At 75.2% G+C, this 22,506-nt stretch carries 22 protein-coding genes; 14 read left to right on the top strand and 8 right to left on the bottom strand.

From position 1 onward, the window contains the following. Together IDM29_RS16965 and IDM29_RS02280 are read left to right on the top strand one after the other, a co-directional pair. Positions 1 to 181, top strand: a 181-nt coding sequence (locus tag IDM29_RS16965; RefSeq protein ID WP_223147863.1) for a hypothetical protein, incomplete at its 5' end; no start/stop codon positions are given. Positions 182 to 305: 124 nt separating this feature from the next. Then, positions 306 to 914 (top strand): hypothetical protein, encoded by a 609-nt coding sequence (locus IDM29_RS02280; protein WP_182111911.1) that lies wholly within the window; start codon positions 306 to 308, stop codon positions 912 to 914. A gap of 159 nt (positions 915 to 1,073) precedes the next feature. Here IDM29_RS02280 and IDM29_RS02275 read toward each other — a convergent pair whose 3' ends face one another. The 3 genes from IDM29_RS02275 to IDM29_RS02265 form a co-directional block, all read right to left on the bottom strand. Next, entirely contained in the window at positions 1,074 to 2,486 is a 1,413-nt protein-coding gene (locus tag IDM29_RS02275; RefSeq protein WP_182111912.1) for an HNH endonuclease signature motif containing protein, read from the bottom strand. A gap of 215 nt (positions 2,487 to 2,701) precedes the next feature. Continuing rightward, positions 2,702 to 3,322, bottom strand: coding sequence for a MarC family protein (locus tag IDM29_RS02270; RefSeq protein WP_182111913.1), 621 nt, complete (start codon positions 3,320 to 3,322; stop codon positions 2,702 to 2,704). Next, positions 3,319 to 4,164 (bottom strand): PHP domain-containing protein, encoded by an 846-nt coding sequence (locus IDM29_RS02265; protein WP_182111914.1) that lies wholly within the window; start codon positions 4,162 to 4,164, stop codon positions 3,319 to 3,321. The genes IDM29_RS02270 and IDM29_RS02265 overlap by 4 nt, the downstream gene beginning before the upstream one ends. Before the next feature lie 68 nt (positions 4,165 to 4,232). Between IDM29_RS02265 and IDM29_RS02260 the strand changes: the two genes are divergently transcribed. After that, complete coding sequence (locus tag IDM29_RS02260) at positions 4,233 to 5,831, top strand: aminopeptidase P family protein (protein ID WP_188037153.1); 1,599 nt, start codon at positions 4,233 to 4,235, stop codon at positions 5,829 to 5,831. 31 nt (positions 5,832 to 5,862) lie between these two features. On the opposite strand, the gene IDM29_RS02255 is transcribed toward IDM29_RS02260, so the two are convergent. Next, a complete protein-coding gene (locus tag IDM29_RS02255; protein WP_182111916.1) occupies positions 5,863 to 6,546 on the bottom strand; it encodes a general stress protein in 684 nt (227 codons plus the stop codon). Positions 6,547 to 6,628: 82 nt separating this feature from the next. On the opposite strand from IDM29_RS02255, the gene IDM29_RS02250 reads away from it, so the two are divergent. The 10 genes from IDM29_RS02250 (at position 6,629) to IDM29_RS02205 (ending at position 18,461) form a co-directional block, all read left to right on the top strand. Continuing rightward, the gene (locus IDM29_RS02250; RefSeq protein WP_182111917.1) at positions 6,629 to 7,921 is read left to right on the top strand and encodes a magnesium transporter MgtE N-terminal domain-containing protein; all 1,293 of its coding nucleotides are present in this window, start codon (positions 6,629 to 6,631) and stop codon (positions 7,919 to 7,921) included. Beyond that, positions 7,914 to 8,423, top strand: a complete 510-nt coding sequence (locus tag IDM29_RS02245; RefSeq protein ID WP_220457963.1) for a DUF1003 domain-containing protein — start codon at positions 7,914 to 7,916, stop codon at positions 8,421 to 8,423. Before IDM29_RS02250 ends, IDM29_RS02245 begins: the two co-directional genes overlap by 8 nt. 52 nt (positions 8,424 to 8,475) lie before the next feature. Further along, a complete protein-coding gene (locus IDM29_RS02240; protein ID WP_182111918.1) occupies positions 8,476 to 9,630 on the top strand; it encodes an Mrp/NBP35 family ATP-binding protein in 1,155 nt (384 codons plus the stop codon). A gap of 380 nt (positions 9,631 to 10,010) precedes the next feature. After that, on the top strand, positions 10,011 to 10,916 hold the full coding sequence (locus IDM29_RS02235) for a DeoR/GlpR family DNA-binding transcription regulator (RefSeq protein WP_182111919.1): 906 nt from the start codon (positions 10,011 to 10,013) through the stop codon (positions 10,914 to 10,916). After that, on the top strand, positions 10,913 to 12,142 hold the full coding sequence (gene galT / locus IDM29_RS02230) for a galactose-1-phosphate uridylyltransferase (RefSeq protein ID WP_182111920.1): 1,230 nt from the start codon (positions 10,913 to 10,915) through the stop codon (positions 12,140 to 12,142). The genes IDM29_RS02235 and galT overlap by 4 nt, the downstream gene beginning before the upstream one ends. Next, positions 12,139 to 13,386 (top strand): galactokinase, encoded by a 1,248-nt coding sequence (gene galK, locus IDM29_RS02225; protein WP_182111921.1) that lies wholly within the window; start codon positions 12,139 to 12,141, stop codon positions 13,384 to 13,386. The genes galT and galK overlap by 4 nt, the downstream gene beginning before the upstream one ends. Positions 13,387 to 13,583: 197 nt before the next feature. Beyond that, complete coding sequence (locus IDM29_RS02220; protein ID WP_182111922.1) at positions 13,584 to 14,624, top strand: hypothetical protein; 1,041 nt, start codon at positions 13,584 to 13,586, stop codon at positions 14,622 to 14,624. A 191-nt stretch (positions 14,625 to 14,815) separates the two neighbouring features. Then, on the top strand, positions 14,816 to 16,423 hold the full coding sequence (locus IDM29_RS02215) for a hypothetical protein (RefSeq protein WP_255491622.1): 1,608 nt from the start codon (positions 14,816 to 14,818) through the stop codon (positions 16,421 to 16,423). Next, positions 16,420 to 17,148: an ABC transporter ATP-binding protein gene (locus tag IDM29_RS02210; RefSeq protein WP_182111924.1), complete on the top strand. Its 729-nt coding sequence runs from the start codon at positions 16,420 to 16,422 to the stop codon at positions 17,146 to 17,148. The genes IDM29_RS02215 and IDM29_RS02210 overlap by 4 nt, the downstream gene beginning before the upstream one ends. Then, the gene (locus IDM29_RS02205) at positions 17,148 to 18,461 is read left to right on the top strand and encodes an ABC transporter permease (protein WP_182111925.1); all 1,314 of its coding nucleotides are present in this window, start codon (positions 17,148 to 17,150) and stop codon (positions 18,459 to 18,461) included. Before IDM29_RS02210 ends, IDM29_RS02205 begins: the two co-directional genes overlap by 1 nt. Positions 18,462 to 18,473: 12 nt before the next feature. On the opposite strand, the gene IDM29_RS02200 is transcribed toward IDM29_RS02205, so the two are convergent. Next, a complete protein-coding gene (locus IDM29_RS02200; RefSeq protein WP_182111926.1) occupies positions 18,474 to 19,274 on the bottom strand; it encodes an exodeoxyribonuclease III in 801 nt (266 codons plus the stop codon). Positions 19,275 to 19,357: 83 nt separating this feature from the next. Here IDM29_RS02200 and IDM29_RS02195 point away from each other — a divergent pair, with 83 nt between their 5' ends. After that, complete coding sequence (locus tag IDM29_RS02195) at positions 19,358 to 19,768, top strand: VOC family protein (protein WP_182111927.1); 411 nt, start codon at positions 19,358 to 19,360, stop codon at positions 19,766 to 19,768. On the opposite strand, the gene IDM29_RS02190 is transcribed toward IDM29_RS02195, so the two are convergent. The 3 genes from IDM29_RS02190 to glyA all read right to left on the bottom strand — a co-directional run bounded on the left by IDM29_RS02190 (position 19,749) and on the right by glyA (position 22,486). Beyond that, positions 19,749 to 20,249 (bottom strand): VOC family protein, encoded by a 501-nt coding sequence (locus tag IDM29_RS02190; protein ID WP_182111928.1) that lies wholly within the window; start codon positions 20,247 to 20,249, stop codon positions 19,749 to 19,751. The two genes, IDM29_RS02195 and IDM29_RS02190, sit on opposite strands and share 20 nt — an antisense overlap. A 75-nt stretch (positions 20,250 to 20,324) precedes the next feature. Next, positions 20,325 to 21,209 carry a bifunctional methylenetetrahydrofolate dehydrogenase/methenyltetrahydrofolate cyclohydrolase gene (locus IDM29_RS02185; protein ID WP_182111929.1) on the bottom strand — a complete coding sequence of 295 codons (885 nt, stop codon included), beginning with the start codon at positions 21,207 to 21,209 and terminating at the stop codon, positions 20,325 to 20,327. Then, on the bottom strand, positions 21,206 to 22,486 hold the full coding sequence (gene glyA / locus IDM29_RS02180; protein WP_182111930.1) for a serine hydroxymethyltransferase: 1,281 nt from the start codon (positions 22,484 to 22,486) through the stop codon (positions 21,206 to 21,208). Before glyA ends, IDM29_RS02185 begins: the two co-directional genes overlap by 4 nt. Between the last annotated feature and the right edge of the window lie 20 nt (positions 22,487 to 22,506).

Raw genomic sequence — 22,506 nt, 5'->3', positions numbered from 1 at the left:
CGAGCACGCCCCGCGCACGGACGGCGCAGCCGCCGACGTGACCGAGGCCGGCGGCGGTGCCCCGAGCGAGGGCGGCGAGGCAGCGCGCAAGCGCTCCCGCAACCGCCGTCGGACGCGCGGCGGGCGCCCGGGGACCGGCTCCGAGGCGACGACGAGCGCAGCCGGCCCCAGCGAGGGCTGAGCACCGATCGACCAGACCCCCGGGCCGCGAGGCTCGGGGGTCTCGTCGTCCCGGGCCGTACTGCCGGCGCGCTCCACGGCGCCGTCGGTCACCTGACCGCGCCGGTTCCCGGCAGGATCGGGGCATGAGCCTCTACGCGGAGCACCCGGCCCGACGCACGCGACAGCTGATCGGTGACGCGGCGGTGGTCGCCTGGGTGGCCGCCTGGATCTGGGCGGGCGTGGTCGTCCACGACCTCGTGGCGGCGCTGGCGGCGCCCGGCCGGACCATGGCGGATGCCGGGACGTCGCTCGAGCAGGGTCTGCGGGGGGCGGGCGACGGCGTCGCCGAGGTGCCGCTGATCGGTGACGAGCTCCGCGCCCCGCTCGACGCCGCCGGGGACGCCGCCGGCACGCTGACGCAGGCGGGCGTCGACCTGCAGGAGGGCGTCGCGCAGGCCGCGGTCCTCGCCGGGTGGTCGGTCGCGCTGTGGCCGGTGCTCCTCGTGGCCGGCACGTGGGTCGCGCTCCGCGTCCGCTTCGCCCGTCGCTCGGCGAGCGCGCGTCGCCTCGTCGCCGCCGGGACCGACCTCGACCTGTTCGCCCTGCGTGCGCTCGCCCGCGCTCCCCTGACGACGCTGAGCCGGGTGAGCGACGACCCCGCCGGCGACTGGCGCCGCGGCGACGAGACCGTCGTCCGCGCGCTCGCCGCCCTGGAGCTCCGGCACGCCGGGGTACGCCTCCCGCCGGCCTGAACCAGCGCGCGGACCCATCCCCGCCCACGACTCCGGCCCGCCTCGCACCGCTCCGGCGTCTTCGCGGCTCCCCGCGCACCACTCCGGCGTCCCTGCGCACCGCTGGGCCGCCGCCAGGTCGTGCCGCGAGCCGATACCCCGCTGCTCAGAGGGTGCTGCTCAGAAGGGTGGGGGTGGGTAGAGGTCGATGCGCTCGTCGTAATCGCTGGGTGGTCGCGGTGGGACCGGTGGCGGTGCGTGCTCGGGCGCGCGGGGGTAGATCCGGCCGGTGGGTGAGCGCCACAGGGTCGTGCCGTCGGCCTCGCGGTGCGGTGTCCACCCGGCGTGGGTCTTGGCCCGGTGGTGGTGGCGGCACAAGGCCTGCAGGTTCGCCACGCTGGTCTGGTCGCGTTCACCCTCGCGAGCCTGCGGGTCCGGACCAACGCCCGGATCGGGCGCCTCACCCGTCCCCCGCTGCTCGTCGTCGGGGCGGTAGGGCACAACATGGTCGATATCGCAGCGCGCGGCGGGCATCCGGCACCCAGGGAAGGTGCACGTCACATCCCGCAGCACCACCACGTCGCGTTGCGCCTGGGTCGGGGTGTAGCGGCGCGTCGAACGGGCCAGCGGCGCACCGCTCCACGCGTCGGTCAGCAACGGCTCCCACGTCGAGCGGGCGGCGATCCGCCGGGCCATCTGCGGTGGGATCGGCCCGTACCCGGCGAGCTCGCCCGGCTCGTGGCTGAGCCCCAGCAGCGTGGCCGCCGAGGCGGTCACCGCCAGGTGGGGGCGGCGACCCTGCCGCACCGGCAACGGCGTCCCGTCGGGGTGGACCCCGGCGTCCAACCAGCGCGTGGTCACGTCCACCAGCGCGTCGGCGCGGCGCTGGTCCAGCGTCCGCGCATCGCCCGGCGACGCGTCCCCCGCCAGGGCGGTCAGGCCGGTGTGGATCGCCACCGCCTCGTCGGCGGGCAGGTACGCGCTCAACCACGCCATCGCATCCGGCGCCGGGTGCAGCTCGACTCGCCGCTGCTCGCGCGCCCGGACATGGCGCTTGTGCGCACCGTCGGGATCGCGGCACAGCTCCAGGCGCCGCAGCCGGCCCCGCAGCTGCGGGGCGGTGCACGAGCCCGCACCGGGCAGCACCGCCGCGGCCACGTCCTGCGCCACCTCGTCGGGCACGTGCGCGAGCTCCTCGCACAGCACCGTCGCCCGCCGCACGTCGACCTGGCCACCCGCCAGCGCGTCCGCGGCCGCGGGGATCCGGCCCAGGCCCACGGCCAAGGCGACCTTCTCCTCCGCGACGCGGCGCGTCACCGACAACGCCACCGCGACCTCCTCGGCCAGGAACTCCCCGCGCGCACCGCGCTCACGTGAGGCCAGCTCGGCGATCACCCGAGCCTGCCCGGCGACCGCCCACGAGACCACCCGCTCCCACGCGGCGAGCGCCTCCACCAGGCCCGCCTCGTCGACGTCGGCCGGCTCCAACCCCGCCAACCGCTCGGCCAACCCCACGCCCGGCGCCGCCTCGGCGAGCTCCGCCGCGACCGCGTGACACACCGCCCACACCCACGCCTCCACCTGCGGATCCACCTCGCGGCCACCACCGGCACCACCGGGGCGCGGCGCACCGGCCGCACCACCGACAACCCGCGACCTGGACATACCGGCACACTACGGGCGACCACCGACACGACCCCGCGCCGGTGGCACCGCCGGGCAGCGGCCGATCCGCGTCACCTGCCCGCGCCGCGCGAACGACGCACGACGCCCGAACCAGGCACCACGCCCGAACCCCGACCGAGCCCTTACCCCGCTTCGACGAACGCGCGGATCGCGTCGGCCATGAGCTGCACGGCGATCGCCGCGAGCAGCAGACCGGCGATCCGGGTCACGAGCGTGACCCCGCTGTCCTTGAGGACTCGCTGGATGACGCCCGCGAAGCGCATCGAGAGCCACAGGCACACGTGGACGCCGACGACGGCGAGCCCGATCGCCACCCAGTCCGCCGGCTCGCGCGCCCCCTGGACGAAGACCATGGTCGCGACGATCGCGCCGGGGCCGGCGAGCAGGGGGGTGCCGAGCGGCACGAGCGCGACGTTGACGCCCTGGTTGCCGGAGGGCTGCGGCTCCTCGGACTTGCCCGTGAGGAGCTCCATGGCCACGAGGAGCAGCAGCAGCCCGCCGGACGCCTGCAGCGCGGGCAGCGAGATGTGCATGTAGGCGAGGAGCTGCTGGCCGAACAGCGCGAACGAGACGATGACGCCGAACGCGACGAGGATCGCCTGCCGGGCCGCCCGGTTCCGCTGGTGCCGGGTCATCGTCCCGGTGAGCCCGAGGAAGATCGGCACGGTGCCGGGCGGGTCCATGATGACGAAGAGGGTGATGAACGCCGAGGCGAGCAGCTGCCCGTCGACGACGGCGCTCACGGGCGGACCACGGGCAGCAGACCGCGGGCCTCGATCGCCTCGAGCACCTCGGGCGACGTCGTGAACTCCCCGAGGAGGTTCGGCTTCCCGGCCCCGTGGTAGTCGCTCGACCCCGTGACCAGCAGACCGGCGTCGGCCGCGATCCCGGCGAGCCGACGCCGCTGGGACTCGTCGTGGTCCCGGTGGTCGACCTCGAGCCCGAGCAGACCGGCATCGACGAGCCGACCGATCGCGTCGTCGCTGAGGATGCGACCGCGCACGTGGGCGCCGGGGTGGGCCAGCACGGGGACGCCGCCCGCGGCGCGCACGAGACGCACGGCCGTCTCCGCGTCGGGCGCGTAGTGCGGCACGTAGTAGGGCGAGCCGACGGCGAGCACCGTGGCGAACGCGGCCGAGCGGTCGGGCACGTGCCCCTTGGCGGCGAGCGCGTCGGCGATGTGGGGACGGCCGACGGTCGTGCCCGGCACGGTCTGGGCCTCGACGTCGTCCCAGGTGAGGTCGAGGTCCGCCGCGATCAGGTCCACCATCGCCCGGGCCCGCTGGAGCCGCGCCTCGCGCGTGCGCTCCGCCTCCGCGAGGAGGCCGGGGTGGGTGGGGTCGTGCAGGTAGCTCAGGAGGTGGACGCTCATCCGGCCGTCGACGAGGCACGAGACCTCCGCCCCGCGGACCAGGGCGACCCCGTGGCGCGGCACCGCGGCCTCGGCCTCGGCCCACCCGCGGGTCGTGTCGTGGTCCGTCAGCGCGACGACGTCGAGCCCGGCCGCGGCCGCCGCCGCGACGAGCTCGCCCGGTGCGTCCGTACCGTCCGACGCCACCGAGTGGGTGTGGAGGTCGATGCGCACCGGACAAGGATAGGTGCGCGCGGGACCGCACCTGCCGCCGAGGGTCCCGGCAGTGCGAGCATGGGTGCATGGCAGACCAGCACCGCACCGACCAGCACAGCGCGTCCGACCCGGCGGCCGCCGGGGCGCTCGCTCCCGCGCCGCCGACGGCGACGTCGCCCGACCCTGCCGCGGAGCCCGGGACGACCGAGCAGCCCCTCGCCGACCGCGGCTCCAACCGGTCGCAGCGCCCGACGTCGGAGGCGTTCCTCGCGTTCGTCGCCGACCGGTGGGCGGACCGCCCGGAAGGCCCCGCCGGACCGCTGCCGTCGGCCTCGTGGGCCGCGGCACGCCGCGCCGCGATCTCGGCGCTCTTCCCGGGCGAGCGCCTCGTCGTGCCCGCCGGCCCGCTGAAGACGCGCTCCAACGACACGGACTACCGCTTCCGGCCGCACTCCGCCTTCGCGCACCTCACGGGGCTGGGCACGGACCAGGAGCCCGACGCCGTGCTCGTGCTGCACCCGGTCGACGCCGGCCACGAGGCGGTCCTCTACTTCCGCCCGGCGTCCGGGCGCGACACGCAGGAGTTCTTCGCCGACTCCCGCTACGGCGAGTTCTGGGTCGGCGCCCGCCCCTCCCTGTCCGACCTCGCGGTCCTCACCGGCCTGACGACGGCGAACCTCGACGAGCTCGCCGCCGCTCTGGCCAAGGACGTCGGCGAGGACGGCGTGCGCGTGCGCGTGGTGCCCGGCGCCGACGACGCCGTGACCGCGCTGGTGGACGGGGTGCGCGAGCATGCGGCGGACGACCGCGACGCCCTCGACGCCGAGCTGGCGGAGGCCCTGAGCGAGCTGCGCCTGCTCAAGGACGAGTACGAGGTCGAGCAGATGCGCGCGGCGGTCGCGGCGACGATCGAGGGGTTCGCGCGCGTCGTGCGGAACCTGGGTCGGGCCGTGGGGCACGCGCGGGGCGAGCGCGTCATCGAGGCGACGTTCGACGGCCACGCGCGCGAGGCGGGGAACACGGTCGGGTACGAGACGATCGCCGCCGCGGGCGACCACGCGACGACGCTGCACTGGATCCGCAACGACGGCCGCGTCCGCCGGGGGGAGATGGTCCTCGTGGACGCCGGTGTGGAGGTCGACTCGCTCTACACGGCCGACATCACGCGCACGCTGCCGGTCGACGGCACCTTCACCGACGTCCAGCGCCGCGTCTACCAGGCGGTCCTCGACGCGGCCGACGCCGCCTTCGCCGTCGCGCGGCCGGGCAGCCGGTTCCGCGACGTGCACGCGGCCGCGATGGAGGTGATCGCAGCACGCCTCGGCGAGTGGGGCCTGCTGCCGGGGACTGTCGAGGAGTCGCTCGCGCCCGAGGGCCAGTTCCACCGCCGCTGGATGGTGCACGGCACGAGCCACCACCTCGGCCTCGACGTGCACGACTGCGCCCAGGCACGCCGCGAGCTCTACCTCGACGCGGTCCTCGAGCCCGGCATGGTGTTCACGATCGAGCCGGGCCTGTACTTCAAGGCGGACGACCTGGCCGTGCCGGAGGAGCTGCGGGGCATCGGCGTGCGCATCGAGGACGACGTGCTCATCACCGCCGACGGCAACGAGAACCTCTCGGCGGCCCTGCCGCGGCGTCCCGACGACGTCGAGGCGTGGATGCGGAGCCTGATCGAGGCCTGACCGCCCGGATCAGGACCGGATCAGGACCGGATCAGGACTGCGGGCCGGCGGGCGGCTGCTGGGGCGGGTAGGGCGCCTGCCCCGGCGCCGGCTGCTGGGGCGGGTAGGGGTCCTGAGGCGCGGCCTGCGGCGGGACCTGGGTCTGCGGCGGGACGGCCTGCGGGTACGGGGCCTGCGGCGGCGCGGTGACCGGCGCCTGCTGCGGCACGCCCGGCACGCCCCCGGCGACGGTCGCCCCGATCTCGCCGAGCAGGGCGCGCGCCCGGTGCGCCTGCTCGCCCGCGCACAGGAGCGAGTAGGACGACGCGACGATCTGGCTCGACGAGGTGAAGTCGCGCTTGCCGCCCGTGAGGGCGTAGGAGATGACCGAGAAGAGGATGCCGAAGGCGGCACCGATCGCGATGGCCGGGAACAGCGGGAGCACGGCCCCCTCGGGGCTGGCGAAGAACGAGAGCAGCAGGCCGACGAAGAGGCCGAACCAGGCGCCCGACGCCAGGCCGGCGAGCGCGACGCGCGGGTACGTCAGGCGCCCCGTCACGCGCTCCACCATCTGCAGGTCCGTCCCGACGATCGTGACGTTCTGGACGGGGAACTCCTTGTCCGAGAGGTGGTCGACGGCGCGCTGCGCCTCGAGGTAGGTCGGGTAGCGCGCGACCTGCTCCCCCTTGGGCAGCGTCGGCACACCGGGCACCCTGGACGTCCCGTTCATCGTCATGGGCCGATTCTCGCCCAGGAGGCGTCGCACGGCCAGGGGGCGCGCCCCGGCCCGCGGCGGCCCCGGCCACTAGTCTGACGGCGTGAGCAGCGCCGTGACCCGGGTCTTCGTCGCGCGCCTCGCCGGCACCAGCGTCTTCGACCCGATCGGGGACCAGGTCGGGCGCGTGCGCGACGTCGTCGTGCTGCTCGCCGCGAAGGGCGCGCCGCGCGCGGTCGGCCTGGTGGTCGAGGTGCCGGGTCGCCGCCGCGTCTTCCTGCCGCTCACGCGCGTCACCAGCATCGACTCCGGTCAGGTGATCATCACCGGCCTGCTCAACCTGCGGCGCTTCGAGCAGCGCCCGTTCGAGACCCTGGTCATCGGCGAGCTGCTGGACCGGCACGTGGACCTGGCGGACGGCTCCGGCTCGGCCACCGTGGTGGACTGCGCCATCGAGCAGCAGCGCTCGCGGGACTGGCACCTGACCAAGCTGTTCGTCCGGCGCCAGCCCCCGGGCAAGGGCGCCCTCATCCGGCGGCGCGGCGAGACCCTCCTGGTCGACGTCGGCGACGTCCGCTCGCTCGCGCCGCGCGGCGCCCAGCGCGCCGACCTGCTCCTGGCCTCCTACGAGGACCTCAAGCCCGCCGACCTCGCCGACGTCATGCACACGCTCGGGTCCGTGCGCCGGATGGAGGTCGCGGCGGCCCTCGACGACGAGCGGCTCGCGGACGTCCTCGAGGAGCTGCCGGAGGACGACCAGGTCGCGATCCTGTCGGCCCTGAGCCTCGGCCGGGCCGCCGACGTCCTGGACGTCATGCAGCCGGACGACGCGGCCGACCTGCTCAGCGAGCTGCCCGTGGAGCAGGCCACGGAGCTCCTCGAGCTCATGGAGCCCGAGGAGGCCCGCGACGTGCGGCGCCTGCTCGCCTACGAGGACGACACCGCGGGCGGTCTCATGACCACCGAGCCCGTCGTCCTCGGCCCCGAGACGACGATCGCCGCGGCGCTCGCCCACGTGCGCCGGCGGGACCTCACGCCCGCGCTGGCGTCCATGGTCTTCGTCGTCCGCCCGCCGCTCGAGACGCCGACGGGGCGCTTCCTCGGCGTCGTGCACCTGCAGCGGCTCCTGCGCGAGGCGCCGCACGACCCCATCGGGGGCCTGCTCGACGCGGAGATCGAGCGGGTGGGCGTGGACGCGCCGCTGAGCCAGCTCACGCGCCTGCTCGCGACGTACAACCTGCTCGCGCTGCCGGTCGTGGACGACGAGCGCCGGCTGCTCGGCGCCGTCAGCGTCGACGACGTGCTGGACCACCTGTTGCCGCAGGACTGGCGCGAGAACGATGCCGAGGAGACCGACCGGGCGATGACCGAGCAGCGGGAGGCGGGGCGTGGCTGAGCGGCTCGACACCCCGAAGATCCCGCGCCGCTCGCTGCGGCCGACCATGGACCCCGACACCGTCGGGCGCCTCGCGGAGAGGTTCGCCCGGTTCATGGGGACGGGACGCTTCCTCGTCTACATGACCGTGTTCGTGATCCTGTGGGTCGCGACGAACGTCTTGGCCCTGTGGGGCCTGCAGTGGGACCCGTACCCGTTCATCCTGCTCAACCTCTTCTTCTCGGTGCAGGCCTCCTACGCGGCGCCGCTCATCCTGCTGGCGCAGAACCGCCAGGACGACCGCGACCGGGTGGCGCTGGAGCACGACCGGCAGCGGTCCGAGCGCTCGCTGGCCGACACCGAGTACCTGGCACGCGAGATGGCGGCGCTGCGCATCGCGCTCGGCGAGGTCGCGACGCGCGACTTCGTCCGCTCCGAGCTGCGCAACCTGCTCGAGGAGATGCAGGAGCAGCGCGAGGCCCGCGAGCACCCCGCCGAGGACGTCCCGGCCGACGGCCGCTGAGCCGCGGGCGGCCCGCCCGCGACGTCCCGGGGCGCACGCGCTCCGACCTACGATGGACGGCATGCCTGCTCCCACCGTCGAGTCCGTCACCGCAGCTCTGGCCGGCGTCATCGACCCCGAGATCCGACGCCCGATCACCGAGCTCGGGATGGTGCGCTCGGTGGAGCTGTCGCCCGCCGCGGACGGCGCGGCCGCCGTCGTCGTCGGCGTGGACCTCACGACCGCCGGGTGCCCGATGCGCGACACCATCACGCGTGACGTGACCGCCACCGTCCAGGCGCTCGAGGGGGTCTCGTCCGTGACGGTGGATCTGGGCGTGATGAGCGCGGAGCAGCGGGCCGAGCTGCGCTCCATGCTCCGCGGCGGCGCGGCCGAGCCGGTCATCCCGTTCGCCCAGCCGGACAGCCTCACGCGGGTCTACGCGATCGCGTCCGGCAAGGGCGGCGTGGGCAAGTCCTCGGTCACCGCGAACCTCGCGGTCGCCATGGCGCAGCAGGGCCTCAAGGTCGGCGTCGTCGACGCGGACGTCTACGGGTTCTCGATCCCGGCGATGCTCGGCGTCACGCAGGCACCGACCAAGGTCGACGACATGATCCTGCCGCCGGTCGCGCACGGCGTGAAGGTGATCTCGATCGGCATGTTCGTGCCGGCGGGCCAGCCCGTGGTGTGGCGCGGGCCGATGCTCCACCGCGCGCTGCAGCAGTTCCTCGCCGACGTCTTCTGGGGCGACCTGGACGTGCTCCTGCTGGACCTCCCCCCGGGGACCGGTGACATCGCGATCTCCGTCGCGCAGCTGCTGCCGACCAGCGAGCTCGTCGTCGTCACGACGCCGCAGCCCGCCGCCGCCGAGGTGGCTGAGCGCGCCGGCTCGATCGCGCTCCAGACGCGCCAGCAGCTGGTCGGCGTCGTCGAGAACATGTCCTGGCTCGAGCAGCCGGACGGCACGCGCGTCGAGGTCTTCGGCGCCGGCGGCGGGCAGTCCGTCGCGGACAACCTCACGCGCGCGACCGGTGCGCCGGTGCGCCTGCTCGGCCAGGTCCCGCTGGACCTCGAGCTCCGCGCGGCGGGCGACGCCGGGACCCCGGTCGTCCTGACCTCCCCGGACTCGCCCGGCGCCCGCGTGCTGCGCGACATCGCCTCCGCCCTCGCCCACCGCTCGCGCGGGCTCGCGGGCCGATCGCTCGGCCTCTCCCCCGTCACCCGTTGACCACCCGGACCGCCGCCGACCGCCGCCGACCCGCCGCCTCCTGACCACCCGCCGACCCGCCGCCCCCTGACCACCGCCGACCGGCCCTCCCGACGGCGACCGCCGCCAGCGCCGCCGCCCACGCCGTCGCGCGCACCCCGACGCGCACATGTTCGGACCCGCGCATCCGTGCGCTTGGAGGCGTTCCGTTCACCTCCATCCGCGCGGATGTGCGCGTCCGAACATCCGCGCAGGGCGGGGCCGGGGTGGGAGGCTGCGGGCCGGGGCGGGGCGGGGCGGGGCGCGGCGGGCAGGGGTGGGAGGCGGCGGGCTCAGCGGCTCGGCGTGCGGCTCGGGCCTGGCGTGTTGTGTTCTGTTTGGTCGTGGCCGATACTGTTCACATGCTTGCGCAGCAGCGGCAAGACCTGATCCTCGCCCGCGTCCGCACCGCCGGGGCGGTGCGGGTGGCGGACCTCGTCGCGAGCCTCGACGTGTCGGACATGACGATCCGCCGGGACATCGCCGAGCTCGCGCGCCGCGGGCTCGTGCACCGGGTCCACGGCGGCGCCGTCGACGCACGCCAGGCCGCCCACGAGCCCGCCTTCGGCGCGAAGCGTGAGCTCGCCGCCTCGCAGAAGCGCGCGATCGCACGGGCGGCCCTGGCCGAGATCGAGCCGGGGAGCGCCGTCGCGCTCTCGGCCGGCACGACGACGCACGCGCTCGCCGAGCTCATCGCCGCGAGCCCGGCGCTGCGGCCCCTGACCGTGGTGACCAACTCGCTGCCCGCGGCCGACGCGCTGCACCGCCCCGACGACCGCGAGCTCACGGTCGTCCTCACCGGCGGCACCCGGACGCCGTCGGACGCGCTCGTGGGACCCATCGCTCTGCGCACGCTCGAGACGCTCCGCGTCGACGTCGCCTTCCTCGGCGTCCACGGCGTCGACCTCGACGCCGGGCTGACCACGCCGAACCTCCTCGAGGCCGACACGGACCGCGCGCTCGTGCGGGCCGCGGCCCGCACCGTCGTGCTCGCCGACACCTCCAAGTGGGGCGCCGTCGGCCTGAGCCGGATCGCCGACCTGTCCGAGGTGGCGGTGCTCGTGTGCGACGACGCCCTGCCCGACGAGGCCGCCGCGGATCTGCGCGAGCGCGTGGACCGCCTCGTCCTGGCCCCCACGTACGACGACGGCGGACCCGGCGGCCGCGAGCTCTCGGGCCACGACGACGACGCCCCCCGCGCCACCCAGCCGCCCGACCGGAGCACCGGCCCGTCCGCGGCCCCGGCGCGCCCACCAGGAGAGTCATGACCGGCAGCACCCCGACCGACGACCACCGCGCGCACGTCCGCAGGACGGCGACGACGCTCGCCGACGGTCGCCCGTTCCTCTACTTCGACGACTCCGAGCCGTACGTCTCGGGCGGCGCCACGAGGCGCCTGGACGACCCCCGCCCGCTGGGCGAGCGCTTCGCCCCCGCCCAGCCGGGCGGGAGCCCTCAGGGCCCCGAGATGCGCCTCGACCCGCTGACGGGCGAGTGGGTCCCGATGGCCTCGCACCGCATGAACCGCACCTTCCTGCCGGCCGCCGACGCCTGCCCGCTGTGCCCGGCACGGACCGCCGACGACGGCTCCGGCTACTCGGACGGCGAGGTGCCGGACACGGACTACGACGTGGTCGTGTTCGAGAACCGCTTCCCCGCGCTGATGCAGCTGCCGGGCCTGACGCGCGCGGACGGCTGGGACGTCGACGGCGAGCCGTTGTGGCCCGCGGCCCCGGCCGCCGGACGCTGCGAGGTGGTCTGCTTCAGCGCCGACCACACGAGCTCCTTCGCCGACCTGACACCGCGGCGGGTGCGCACCATCGTCGAGGCGTGGGCCGACCGCACCGCCGAGCTCGGCGCCCTGCCCGGCATCGAGCAGGTCTTCTGCTTCGAGAACCGCGGCCAGGAGATCGGCGTGACGCTCCCCCACCCGCACGGGCAGATCTACGCGTTCCCCTTCGTCGCGCCGCGCACGCAGGCGATGCTGCGCCAGGCCGCCGCGTACCGCGAGCGCACCGGCGGCCACCTGCTGCACGACGTCGTCGCGGCGGAGCGGCGGGCGGGCACGCGGGTCGTGCTGGAGTCCGAGCACTGGGTCGCGTACGTGCCGGCGGCCGCGCGCTGGCCCGTCGAGGTGCATCTCGCACCGAAGCGCGACGTGCTCGACCTGCCCGGCCTCACGGGCGCCGAGCGCGACGACCTCGCGGTCACCTACCTCGAGCTGCTGCGCCGGCTCGACCGGTTCTTCGTCGAGCCGGACGCGCCCGACGGCGAGCCGGGCCGGGCCATCCCGCTGCCCTACATCGCGGGCTGGCACCAGGCCGTCGTCGGCGAGGGCCGCGAGCTGGGACGCCTGCACCTGCAGGTCTTCTCGGTGCTCCGCGCGCCCGGCAAGCTCAAGTACCTGGCCGGCGTGGAGTCGGGCGTCGGCGCCTGGATCAGCGACACGACGCCCGAGCGGATCGCCGCGCGCCTGCAGGAGGTCGCGGCGTGAGCGCCGTCGAGCCGCTGGTCGCGTGGGACCGGGCGCAGGCCGCCGTGCGCGCGACGGACGCGTTCACGGTGCGGTTCGACGCCGCGCCCGACGGCGTGTGGTCCGCACCCGGGCGGGTCAACGTCATCGGCGAGCACACCGACTACAACGGCGGGCTCTGCCTGCCGATCGCCCTGCCGCACCGCACCTACGTCGCGCTGCGCCGGCGCCGGGCCGACGCCGGCCTCGCGCCGGGCACGGTGCGCCTCGCGTCGGCCCAGGAGGCCGACGGCGGGCTCGTCACGATGGACCTGGCCGACGTCGCGCCGGGCACGGTACCCGGCTGGGCCGCCTACGTCGTCGGCGTCGCGTGGGCGCTGCGCGAGGCGGGCCACGCGGTCGACGGCTTCGACGCCGTCGTCGACTCGTGCGTGCCGTACGGCGCCGGGATGTCCTCGTCCGCCGCGCTCGAGTGCGCGGTGGCCGTCGGGCTCGACGACCTCCACGGGCTCGGGCTGGGCGGCGACGACGCCGGCCGCGCCGCCCTGGCCGAGGCGTGCATCCGGGCCGAGAACGACATCGCGGGCGCGCCGACGGGCGGCATGGACCAGGCCGCCTCGCTGCGCTGCCGTGCCGGTCACGCCCTCCTGCTGGACTGCCGCGACGGGTCGACGCGCCACATCCCGCTCGACCTGGAGCGCCACGGGCTGACCCTGCTCGTGGTCGACACGCGCGCCGAGCACCAGCTCGCCGACGGCCAGTACGCGCGGCGCCGCGCGGCGTGCGAGCGCGCGGCCGCCCACCTCGGTGTCGCCACGCTCCGGGAGGTCACGGACCTGGACGCCGCGCTCGCGGCGCTCGGCTCGCTCGACCCGTCGACCGGCGAGGACGACGTCGACGTCGTGCGCCGGCGGGTGCGGCACGTCGTGACCGAGATCGAGCGCGTCCGCGAGGTGGAGCGGCTCCTCGACGCGGGCGACGTCGACGCGGTCGGCCCCGTCCTGAGCGCGGCCCACGCGTCGCTGCGCGACGACTACGAGGTGAGCTGCCGCGAGCTCGACGTCGCCGTCGAGGCCGCCACCGCCGCCGGTGCGCTGGGCGGCCGCATGGTCGGCGGCGGCTTCGGCGGCTCCGCGGTCGCTCTCGTACGCACGCGCGACGTCGACCGCGTCTCGCGCGCCGTCGCGCAGGCCTTCGCGGCCGAGGGGCTCACCGCCCCGGCCTTCCTGCTCGCGACCGCGAGCGGTCCCGCCGGGCGGGACTGACCGCAGGGCCGACGGGCGGGGCGCGACGGCGCGCCCCGCCCGTCGGCGTGCTACCCGCGGGCCGGCCCGCACCCGCCTGCTCATCCGGACGTCCGAGTCGGTGCCGCACAAGGTCATCCCGCAGGACGATCTGCGCGAGGCACGCGCCTGGATACGTTCGCACCGCACGACCACGACCGCACCTCGAGAGGCGTCCCATGACCAGCACCCTGCACCGCACGGCGACCGCCTCCGCGGGCGCCGCCCTCCTCCTCGTCCTGGCCGCGTGCGGCGGTGGTGGTGGCGGCGGCGGCAACGACGACGACGGTGGGGCCTCCTCCTCGTCCGACCTGCCGAAGGGCCCGATCGACGAGCTGTACGAGGAGATGTACCGCGGCGACAACGAGGAGGCCATGAACCAGCAGATGATGGATGTCGAGGAGCGCACCGCCGCCTGCATGGCGGAGCAGGGCTTCGAGTACATCCCCGTCGACTGGACGCAGGGCGGCGGCTTCGACCCGGGCGAGGAGCTCGACGTCGAGTGGGGCACCCTCGAGTTCGCCGAGAAGTACGGCTACGGCGCGACCACGAACCCGTACGGCGACGGCACCGAGGCTCCCGGGGCAGAGGAGTGGGTCAACCCCAACGACGAGCTCGTCAGCGCCATGTCCGAGACCGAGGTGCAGGCGTACAACGAGGCGCTCTGGGGCCCGCCGGTCGAGAGCACGGGCGACGAGCCGGTCGAGTGGACCTGGGAGACCGGCGGATGCCAGGGGCGTGCGCAGCACGAGGTGGACGTCGAGAACGGCGTCGGCGGCGAGGAGTTCGAGGCGCTGCAGGACGAGATGGAAGCCATGTGGATGGAGATCGAGAACGACCCGAAGCTGGTCGAGCTGAACGCGGAGTGGGCCTCCTGCATGGCTGACGCCGGCTACCCCGGCTTCGCGGCGCCGACGGACGCGGAGACCTCGATCTACGACAAGGTCAACGCGGTCTACGACGAGGTGTACGCGGGCGCGTCGTTCGACGAGAACACCACCGAGGAGGACTGGGCGGCGGTCGAGGAGCAGGTCCAGGAGCAGCTCGGCGCCATCACCGAGGAGGAGATGAAGACCGCTCTGGCGGACTACACCTGCCGCGAGGACGTCGACATGCTGCGGACGCAGGCCGAGATCAACGTCGAGCACCAGCAGGCGTTCTACGACGCCCACAAGCAGGAGCTCGAGGCCTGGCGGGACGCCGTCGTCGCGTCTCGCTGAGACCGCTGCGGGCCCCCGGGCGAGGGGCACCGGAGCGCGGCCACCGGCCGGGCGGGGTGTGAGGGCGCCCCGCCCGCCGGTGAGGACCACACCGGCACGACACGAGCCACCGGCACCACACGGACGACGAGCACGCGACACGACGCGCACGGCGCGCAGCGACGAGGGGCAGGGCGATGAAGGCACCGAAGATGAGCGGGTCCACGAGGACCATCTGGATCATGGCGCTCACCGCGGTGGTCAGCCTGGGTGCGGGCCTGGGGCTCAGCCAGCTGATCGTCTCCCCTGCCGACGCGGCGGCCAACGCGGCGCCGCCCGAGCCGGGACCGATCACCGTCCCCGTCGAGCTCAAGGAGCTCGAGAACGACGTGGTCCTGCGCGGCGACGTGGTCTACGAGGACCCGGTCGACGTGACCATCGAGGCCGGCGACCTGGGCGGGACCGCCGTCGTCACGGGGCGGGTGCCCGCCGTGGGTGCGACGCTCAACGCCGGCGACGTCATGCTCGAGATCGCCGGACGACCCGTCATCCTCCTGCCCGGCGACCTGCCGGTGTACCGCACGCTGCGCGTCGGCGTCTCCGGTCCGGACGTGCTCCAGCTGAAGGCCGCGCTGGCCTCGCTCGGCCTGAACCCGGGTGACGTGGCGTCGAACGCCTACGACACCCAGACCGCCGCCGCCGTCCAGGCCCTCTACGAGCGCGCCGGGTACGAGGTGCCCACCGGGGGCGAGGAGGCGCAGGAGGCGGTCGAGACGGCCCGCGACGGCGTCCGCGCCGCCGAGGAGCAGGTCGGCGCCGCGCAGCGCGCGGTGGCCACCGCGGGCGCGGGGATCAAGCGGTCCGAGCGCATCGCGCTCGACACGGCCGCCGACACCGCCCAGGCCCGCCTGAACCAGGCGCGGGCCGCCTGCGAGGGCGGCGGGACGCCCGAGTCCCCGTGCGACCCGACGGCCGTCGTCGAGGCCCAGGGCATGCTCGCCCAGGCGGTCGCCGCCCGCGAGGAGGGGCTCGCCGCCCCCGACGCGGCCGAGGAGCGCGCCGCCCTCGCCTCCGCCCAGCGGGCTCTCGACGACGCCCGCGAGGAGCTGGCGCGGGCCCAGGAGGACGTCATCACGCCGCTGCCCGCGGCCGAGGTCGTGTTCCTGTCCAACCTCCCTCGCCGGGTCGACGACGTCGACGTGCGCCGGGGCGCGACGGTGGAGGGTGCTCCCGTGGCGAAGGTGTCGGGCGCGACGCTGCAGATCGCCGGGAACGTCTCCGCCGAGGACGCGGCGCTGGTCCCCGTGGGCGCGGTGACGACGATCACGATGCCCGACGGCAGCGAGATCCCGGGCACGGTGCAGTCGATCGGCACACCGCCGGCCGACGCGGAGGGCGAGGACGGCGACGAGGGCGAGGGCGAGGGCGGCGGCGAGAGCGGCGGCGCCGGCGGCGCCGGTGCGGACGGTCGGATGCGCCTGGTCGTCGTGCCGGACGCGCTGACCGACGAGCAGCGCGGACAGCTCCAGGGCGCGAACGTGCGGATGACGATCGAGGTGGGCTCGACGGAGGGCGAGGTCCTCGCCGTCCCGACCGCGGCGCTGACCGCCGGCCCCGGCGGCGAGGCGCGCGTCGAGGTCCTGTCCGGCGACGAGTCGACGCTCGTCACGGTCCAGACCGGACTCGCCGCTGCGGGCTTCGTCGAGGTCACCGCGATCGACGGCACTCTCGCGGAGGGTGACCGCGTGGTCGTTGGCGTGACCGCCGCGGGCCAGACCGAGTCGCCGGACGAGGCCGAGGACGAGGGCAGCGACGGATGAGCGTCGTCGAGCTGTTCGACGTCACCGCGCCCGAACCGGAGCCCGGGGTCGAGCCGCCGGTCATCGAGCTCCGGGGTCTGAGCCGGACGTTCCCGGGCACCGAGCCGGTCCGCGCCCTGAAGTCGGTCGACCTGCGCGTCCAGCGGGGCGACTACGTCTCGATCATCGGGCCGTCCGGGTCCGGCAAGTCGACCCTGCTCCACATCCTCGGCCTCCTCGACCGGCCGACCGAGGGCGACTACCTGCTGGACGGGCTCGCCACCGGGCAGGCCTCGGACGAGGACCGCGCCACGCTGCGCGGCGGGCGCATCGGCTTCGTCTTCCAGTCCTTCCACCTGCTGCCGCACCGCAGCGTGCTCGACAACGTCCTGCTCGCCACGCTGTACAGCGGCGTCCCGCGCGCCGAGCGCCGCGACCGCGCGCTGGCGGCGCTCGACCGGGTGGGGCTCAACCACCGCCTCGACTTCCTGCCCACGGTGATGTCCGGCGGCGAGCGCCAGCGGGTGGCCGTGGCCCGCGCGGTGGTCGCGGGCCCGGCGGTGCTCCTGGCGGACGAGCCGACGGGCAACCTCGACTCCGAGAACTCCGCGGGCGTGCTCGACCTGTTCGACGAGCTCCACGCCGACGGCCTGACGCTCGTCGTCATCACGCACGACCCCGGCGTCTCCGCGCGCGCCCAGCGGCGCATCCGGATCGCCGACGGCCTGCTCACCGAGGTGGCGTGATGGCGGGCATCGCTCCGCTGACGGCGCTGCCCCGGCGCCTGCTCGCCCGCGCCGGGCGCCGTCGGCCGACGTCGGTCGTGCCGCGCGGCCCCAAGGGCGACCGGTTCGGCCTGCGCGACCTCGTCAACGAGGCCGCCCACGGCATCGGTGCCCGCCCCGGGCGCCTCGTCCTGACGATCATCGGGACCGTGCTGGGCGTCGGGTCGCTGGTCGTGACGGTCGGCCTCGCCCAGACCGCGGCCGGGCAGATCGCCGCCCAGTTCGACGCGGTCGCCGCGACGCAGGTCGTCGTCGAGCCCGCGACGGCGCGCACCGCCGGCGGTGAGCGCGCCGCGGGCACCATCCCGTGGGACGTCGAGGACCGCCTGGGGCGTCTCGCGGGTGTCGAGGCGGCCGGCGCCGTCGCACCGGTCGACGTCGACGGCGCGACCATCACCGCCGTGCCGGTCAACGACCCGTCGGCGCCGACGCTCGCGTCACCGGAGGTCCGGGCCACCAGCCCCGGCCTGCTCGACGCCGTCCGCGGCTCGGTCGTCACGGGTCGGTACTTCGACGCCGGCCACGACGAGCGCGCCGACCGCGTCGTGGTGCTCGGGTCGCGCGCCGCGACCCGCCTGGGCGTGCACCGCGTGGACCGTCAGCCGTCCATCTTCATCGGCGAGCGCTCGTTCACCGTGATCGGCATCATCGACGACGTCAAGCGCCGCAGCGACCTCCTGGACGCCGTGATCCTGCCCGTCGGCACCGCGCGCGCCGTCTTCGGCCTGCAGGGCCTGGAGCAGGCGCACGCGACGATCGCCGTCGGCGCCGGACCCGTCGTGGGCGACCAGGCCCCGCTGGCGCTCGCGCCCAACAACCCGGACTCGCTGGAGGTCCAGGTGCCGCCCCCGGCGTCGGCCGTCCGCGAGAACGTCCAGGCGGACATCGACGCGATCTTCCTGGCCCTGGGCGCGGTCGCCCTGCTCGTCGGCGGCCTGGGCATCGCCAACATCACCCTGCTCTCCGTCCGGGAGCGGATCGGCGAGATCGGGCTGCGCCGCGCCCTGGGGGCGAGCAAGCGCAACATCGGCAACCAGTTCCTGGCGGAGTCCATGGTGATCGGCCTCCTCGGCGGCCTCATCGGCGCCGCGATCGGCGTGCTCGTCGTCGTGGCCGTCTCGCTCGGCAAGGAGTGGACGCCGATCCTCGACCCGCTCGTGGCCATCGGGGCCTCGCTCCTGGGCGGCCTGATCGGGCTCGGGGCGGGCACCTACCCGGCGCTCAAGGCGGCCGGCATCGAGCCGATCACCGCGCTGCGCGGCGGCACGGGCTGACGCCCCCGGGGCTCAGACGTCGTAGCCCACGACCAGCGGCGCGTGGTCGCTGAAGCGCGCGTCGTACGTCGCCGCGCGGTCGACCTCGGCCTTGACCGCGGCGGCCGCGAGCTCGGGGGACGCGATCTGGTAGTCGATGCGCCAGCCGGCGTCGTTGTCGAACGCCTTGCCGCGCCACGACCACCACGTGTACGGCCCCGGGCCGTCGCCGCCCAGGCGCCGGCCCAGGTCGACCCAGCCGGCGTCGAACCAGCGGTCGAGGTAGGCGCGCTCCTCCGGCAGGAAGCCCGCCTTGCCGACGTTGCCCTTCCAGTTCTTGATGTCCGCCTCCGTGTGGGCGATGTTCACGTCGCCCGCCACGACGGCGAGGCCGCCGTCGGCCCGCAGCTCGGCGAGCCGCGCGGTCACCCGCTCGAGGAAGCCGTACTTCTCGGCCATCGACGGCGTGCCCACGGTGCCCGAGTGGATGTACGTCGACACGACGGTCAGCGTGCGCCCCGCCGGCAGCTCGAGGTCCGCCTCGACCCAGCGCCCGGTGTTGCCGGGGACGTCGAGGGTGCCGTCGAGGCCGATCCGGACCGCACGCATCGGCAGCCGGGACGCGATCGCGACGCCGGAGCGCCCCTTGACCTCGGACTCCGCGTGCGCGAGGTCCCACTCCCCCGGCGCGAACGCGTCCGCGACGGACTCCTGCGGCGCGCGGACCTCCTGCAGCAGGACGACGTCGGGCCGCCGGGACGCGAGCCACGCGTCCATGCCGCGCCGCACGGCGGCGCGGATCCCGTTGACGTTGACGGTCGCGATGCTCAGCACCGGACCATCCAACCAAACGCCCCCGACGGGTCGGGGCGCCGTCAGGGGTGGCGCTCGTCACGCGCCGCGAGCAGCATGGGCGCATGATCGGACGCCTCGAGACCGTGGTCCTGGACTGCGTCGACCCGCGCGCGGCCGCGCAGTTCTACGCCGCCGTCCTCGGCCTGGAGATCGTGCGCGAGGACGGGGGCTGGATCGACCTCGGCCCGCCCGGCGCGGGCCCCGACCGGCGCGTGCTCTCGTTCCAGCACGCGCCGGACCACGTGCCGCCGACGTGGCCGGACCCGACCGTCCCGCAGCAGTTCCACCTGGACATCGAGGTCGCGGACATCGAGCGTGCCCAGGAGCAGGTGCTGGCGCTCGGGGCCCGCCGGCTGCCGTGGGAGGAGCCGGGCTTCCGGGTCTACGCGGACCCGGCCGGCCACCCCTTCTGCCTCACCTACGCCACCGCGCCGGACGACGCCGCGGACGCCGTCACGCCGTCGGAGCACTGACCTCGCGGCCGTCGTACGCGGCCTGCAGCGCCGCGATGTCGAGCTTGCCCATGCCGAGCATCGCCTGCATCGCGCGGTTGACGCCCTCGGCGTCCGGGCCGGCCATGATGTCGTCGAGCTGCGCCGGGACGACCTGCCACGAGACGCCCCAGCGGTCCCTGAGCCACCCGCACTCGCTGTGCTCACCGCCCCCCGCCGCGAGCGCCTCCCAGTAGTGGTCCACCTCCTCCTGCGAGTGACAGGTGAGGTAGAACGAGAACGCCTCGTCGAGCCGGAACTGCGGACCCGCGTTGATCGCGGTCACGGGCATCCCGTCCAGGACGAAGTCGACGATGAACGCGACGCCGCCCTCGACCCCCGGGACCCCCTCGGGCGCCCGCGCGACCCGCGTGACCGCCGAGTTCTTCACCGTCGCGGCGTAGAACTCCGCCGCCTCCTCGGCACCCGAGCTGAACCACAGGTGCGGTCGGACGTCTCCCATGACGGTCTCCTCTCCCCGGGTCCCGGACGGACCCGCCGGAGATGATGACCAGCGGGCCGTCCGGAACTCATCGCGTCAGGCGGGGGCGGCCGCCTCCGCGGCGTCGACGACGTTCGCCAGCAGCATCGCGCGCGTCATCGGCCCGACGCCGCCCGGGTTCGGCGAGAGCCACGCCGCGACCTCGGCGACGCCCGGGTCCACGTCGCCCGCGACGCGGGTCGTGCCGGTGGCCGGGTCGGTGACCCGCGAGACGCCGACGTCGATCACGGCGGCGCCGGGCTTGACCATGTCGGCCGTGATGATGCCGGGCACGCCCGCCGCCGCCACGACGACGTCGGCCGTGCGGGTGTGCGACGCCAGGTCCCGCGTGCCCGTGTGCGTGAGGGTGACCGTCGCGTTGACCGCGCGCCGCGTGAGCAGCAGCCCGATCGAGCGGCCCACCGTCGTGCCCCGCCCGACGACGACGACGTGCGCGCCGTTCAGCTCGACGCCGTGCCGTTCGAGCAGCTCGATGATCCCGCGCGGCGTGCAGGGCAGCGAGGAGGTGACCGCCTCGTTGACGCGCAGCACGAGGCGCCCGAGGTTGGTCGGGTGCAGGCCGTCCGCGTCCTTGTCCGGGTCCACGAGCTCGAGCACGCGGTTGGTGTCGATGCCCTTCGGCAGCGGCAGCTGGACGATGAAGCCCGTGCACGCCGGGTCCCGGTTGAGGCGCTCGACGGCGGCCTCGATCTCCTCCTGCGTCGCGGTCTCGGGCAGGTCCTCGCGGATCGACGCGATGCCGACCTCCGCGCAGTCCTTGTGCTTGCCGTTGACGTACCAGGTGGAGCCCGGGTCCGACCCGACGAGCAGCGTGCCGAGGCCCGGGCGGACGCCGCGCTCGGCGAGCGCGGCGACGCGCGTCGTCAGCTCCGCCTTGATGGCCGCGGCCGTCGCCGTCCCGTCCAGGACGCGCGCGGTCACTGCTGCAGGCCGGGGTAGAGCGGGAACGCCTCGGTCAGGCGGGCGACACGCGCCGCGAGCGCGTCGACGTCCGTCGCCTGGCCCTGCACCAGGGCCGTCGCGATGAGGTCGGCGACCTCGGTGAACTCCGTCGCGCCGAAGCCGCGCGTCGCAAGCGCCGGCGTGCCGATCCGCAGGCCGGACGTCACGCGCGGCGGGCGCGGGTCGAAGGGCACCGCGTTGCGGTTCACCGTGATGCCGACGGCGTGCAGGAGGTCCTCCGCCTGCTGGCCGTCGAGGTCGGACTTCCGCAGGTCGACGAGCACGAGGTGCACGTCCGTGCCGCCGGTGAGGACCGAGACCCCGGCACCGGCGACGTCGGGCTGCGAGAGCCGGTCGGCGATGATCCGCGCACCCTCCAGGGTGCGCTCCTGGCGCTCGCGGAACTCCGCCGTGCCGGCGATCTTGAAGGACACGGCCTTGGCGGCGATGACGTGCATGAGCGGGCCGCCCTGCTGACCCGGGAAGACGGCGGAGTCGATCTTCTTCGCGAGCTCGTCCGTGGTGAGGATGAAGCCCGAGCGCGGGCCGCCGATCGTCTTGTGGACGGTGGAGGAGACGACGTCGGCGTGCGGCACCGGGCTGGGGTGCAGGCCGGCGGCCACCAGGCCCGCGAAGTGCGCCATGTCGACCCACAGGCGCGCGCCGACCTCGTCGGCGATCGCGCGGAAGGCGGCGAAGTCGAGGTGCCGCGGGTACGCCGACCAGCCCGCGACGATGACCTGCGGGCGGTGCTCGAGGGCCCGCTCGCGCACGACGTCCATGTCGACGAGGAACGTGTCGGGGTCGACCCCGTACGCGCCGACGTCGTACAGCTTGCCCGAGAAGTTGATCTTCATGCCGTGCGTGAGGTGGCCACCGTGCGCGAGCTCGAGGCCGAGGAGCCGGTCCCCCGCGTTCGCGAGCGCGTGCATGACCGCCGCGTTCGCCGTGGCCCCCGAGTGCGGCTGGACGTTGGCGTGCTGGGCGCCGAAGAGCTCCTTGGCCCGCGTGATCGCGAGGGTCTCCGCGACGTCGACCTGCTCGCAGCCGCCGTAGTACCGCCGGCCCGGGTAGCCCTCGGCGTACTTGTTCGTCAGGACGGAGCCCTGGGCCTGCAGGACCGCGCGGGGCACGAAGTTCTCGCTCGCGATCATCTCGAGCGTGTCGCGCTGGCGAGCCAGCTCACCGTCGAGGACGGCGGCGATCTCGGGGTCCAGCTCGGACAGCGGCTGGTCGAGCGTTCGGTCGGAGCTCATGGGACTCTCCTCGGCATCAG

This window comes from Actinotalea sp. JY-7885 (assembly GCF_014525465.1).
GTDB lineage: Bacteria > Actinomycetota > Actinomycetes > Actinomycetales > Cellulomonadaceae > Actinotalea.
This window is presented reverse-complemented; position numbering and strand designations above follow the sequence as displayed.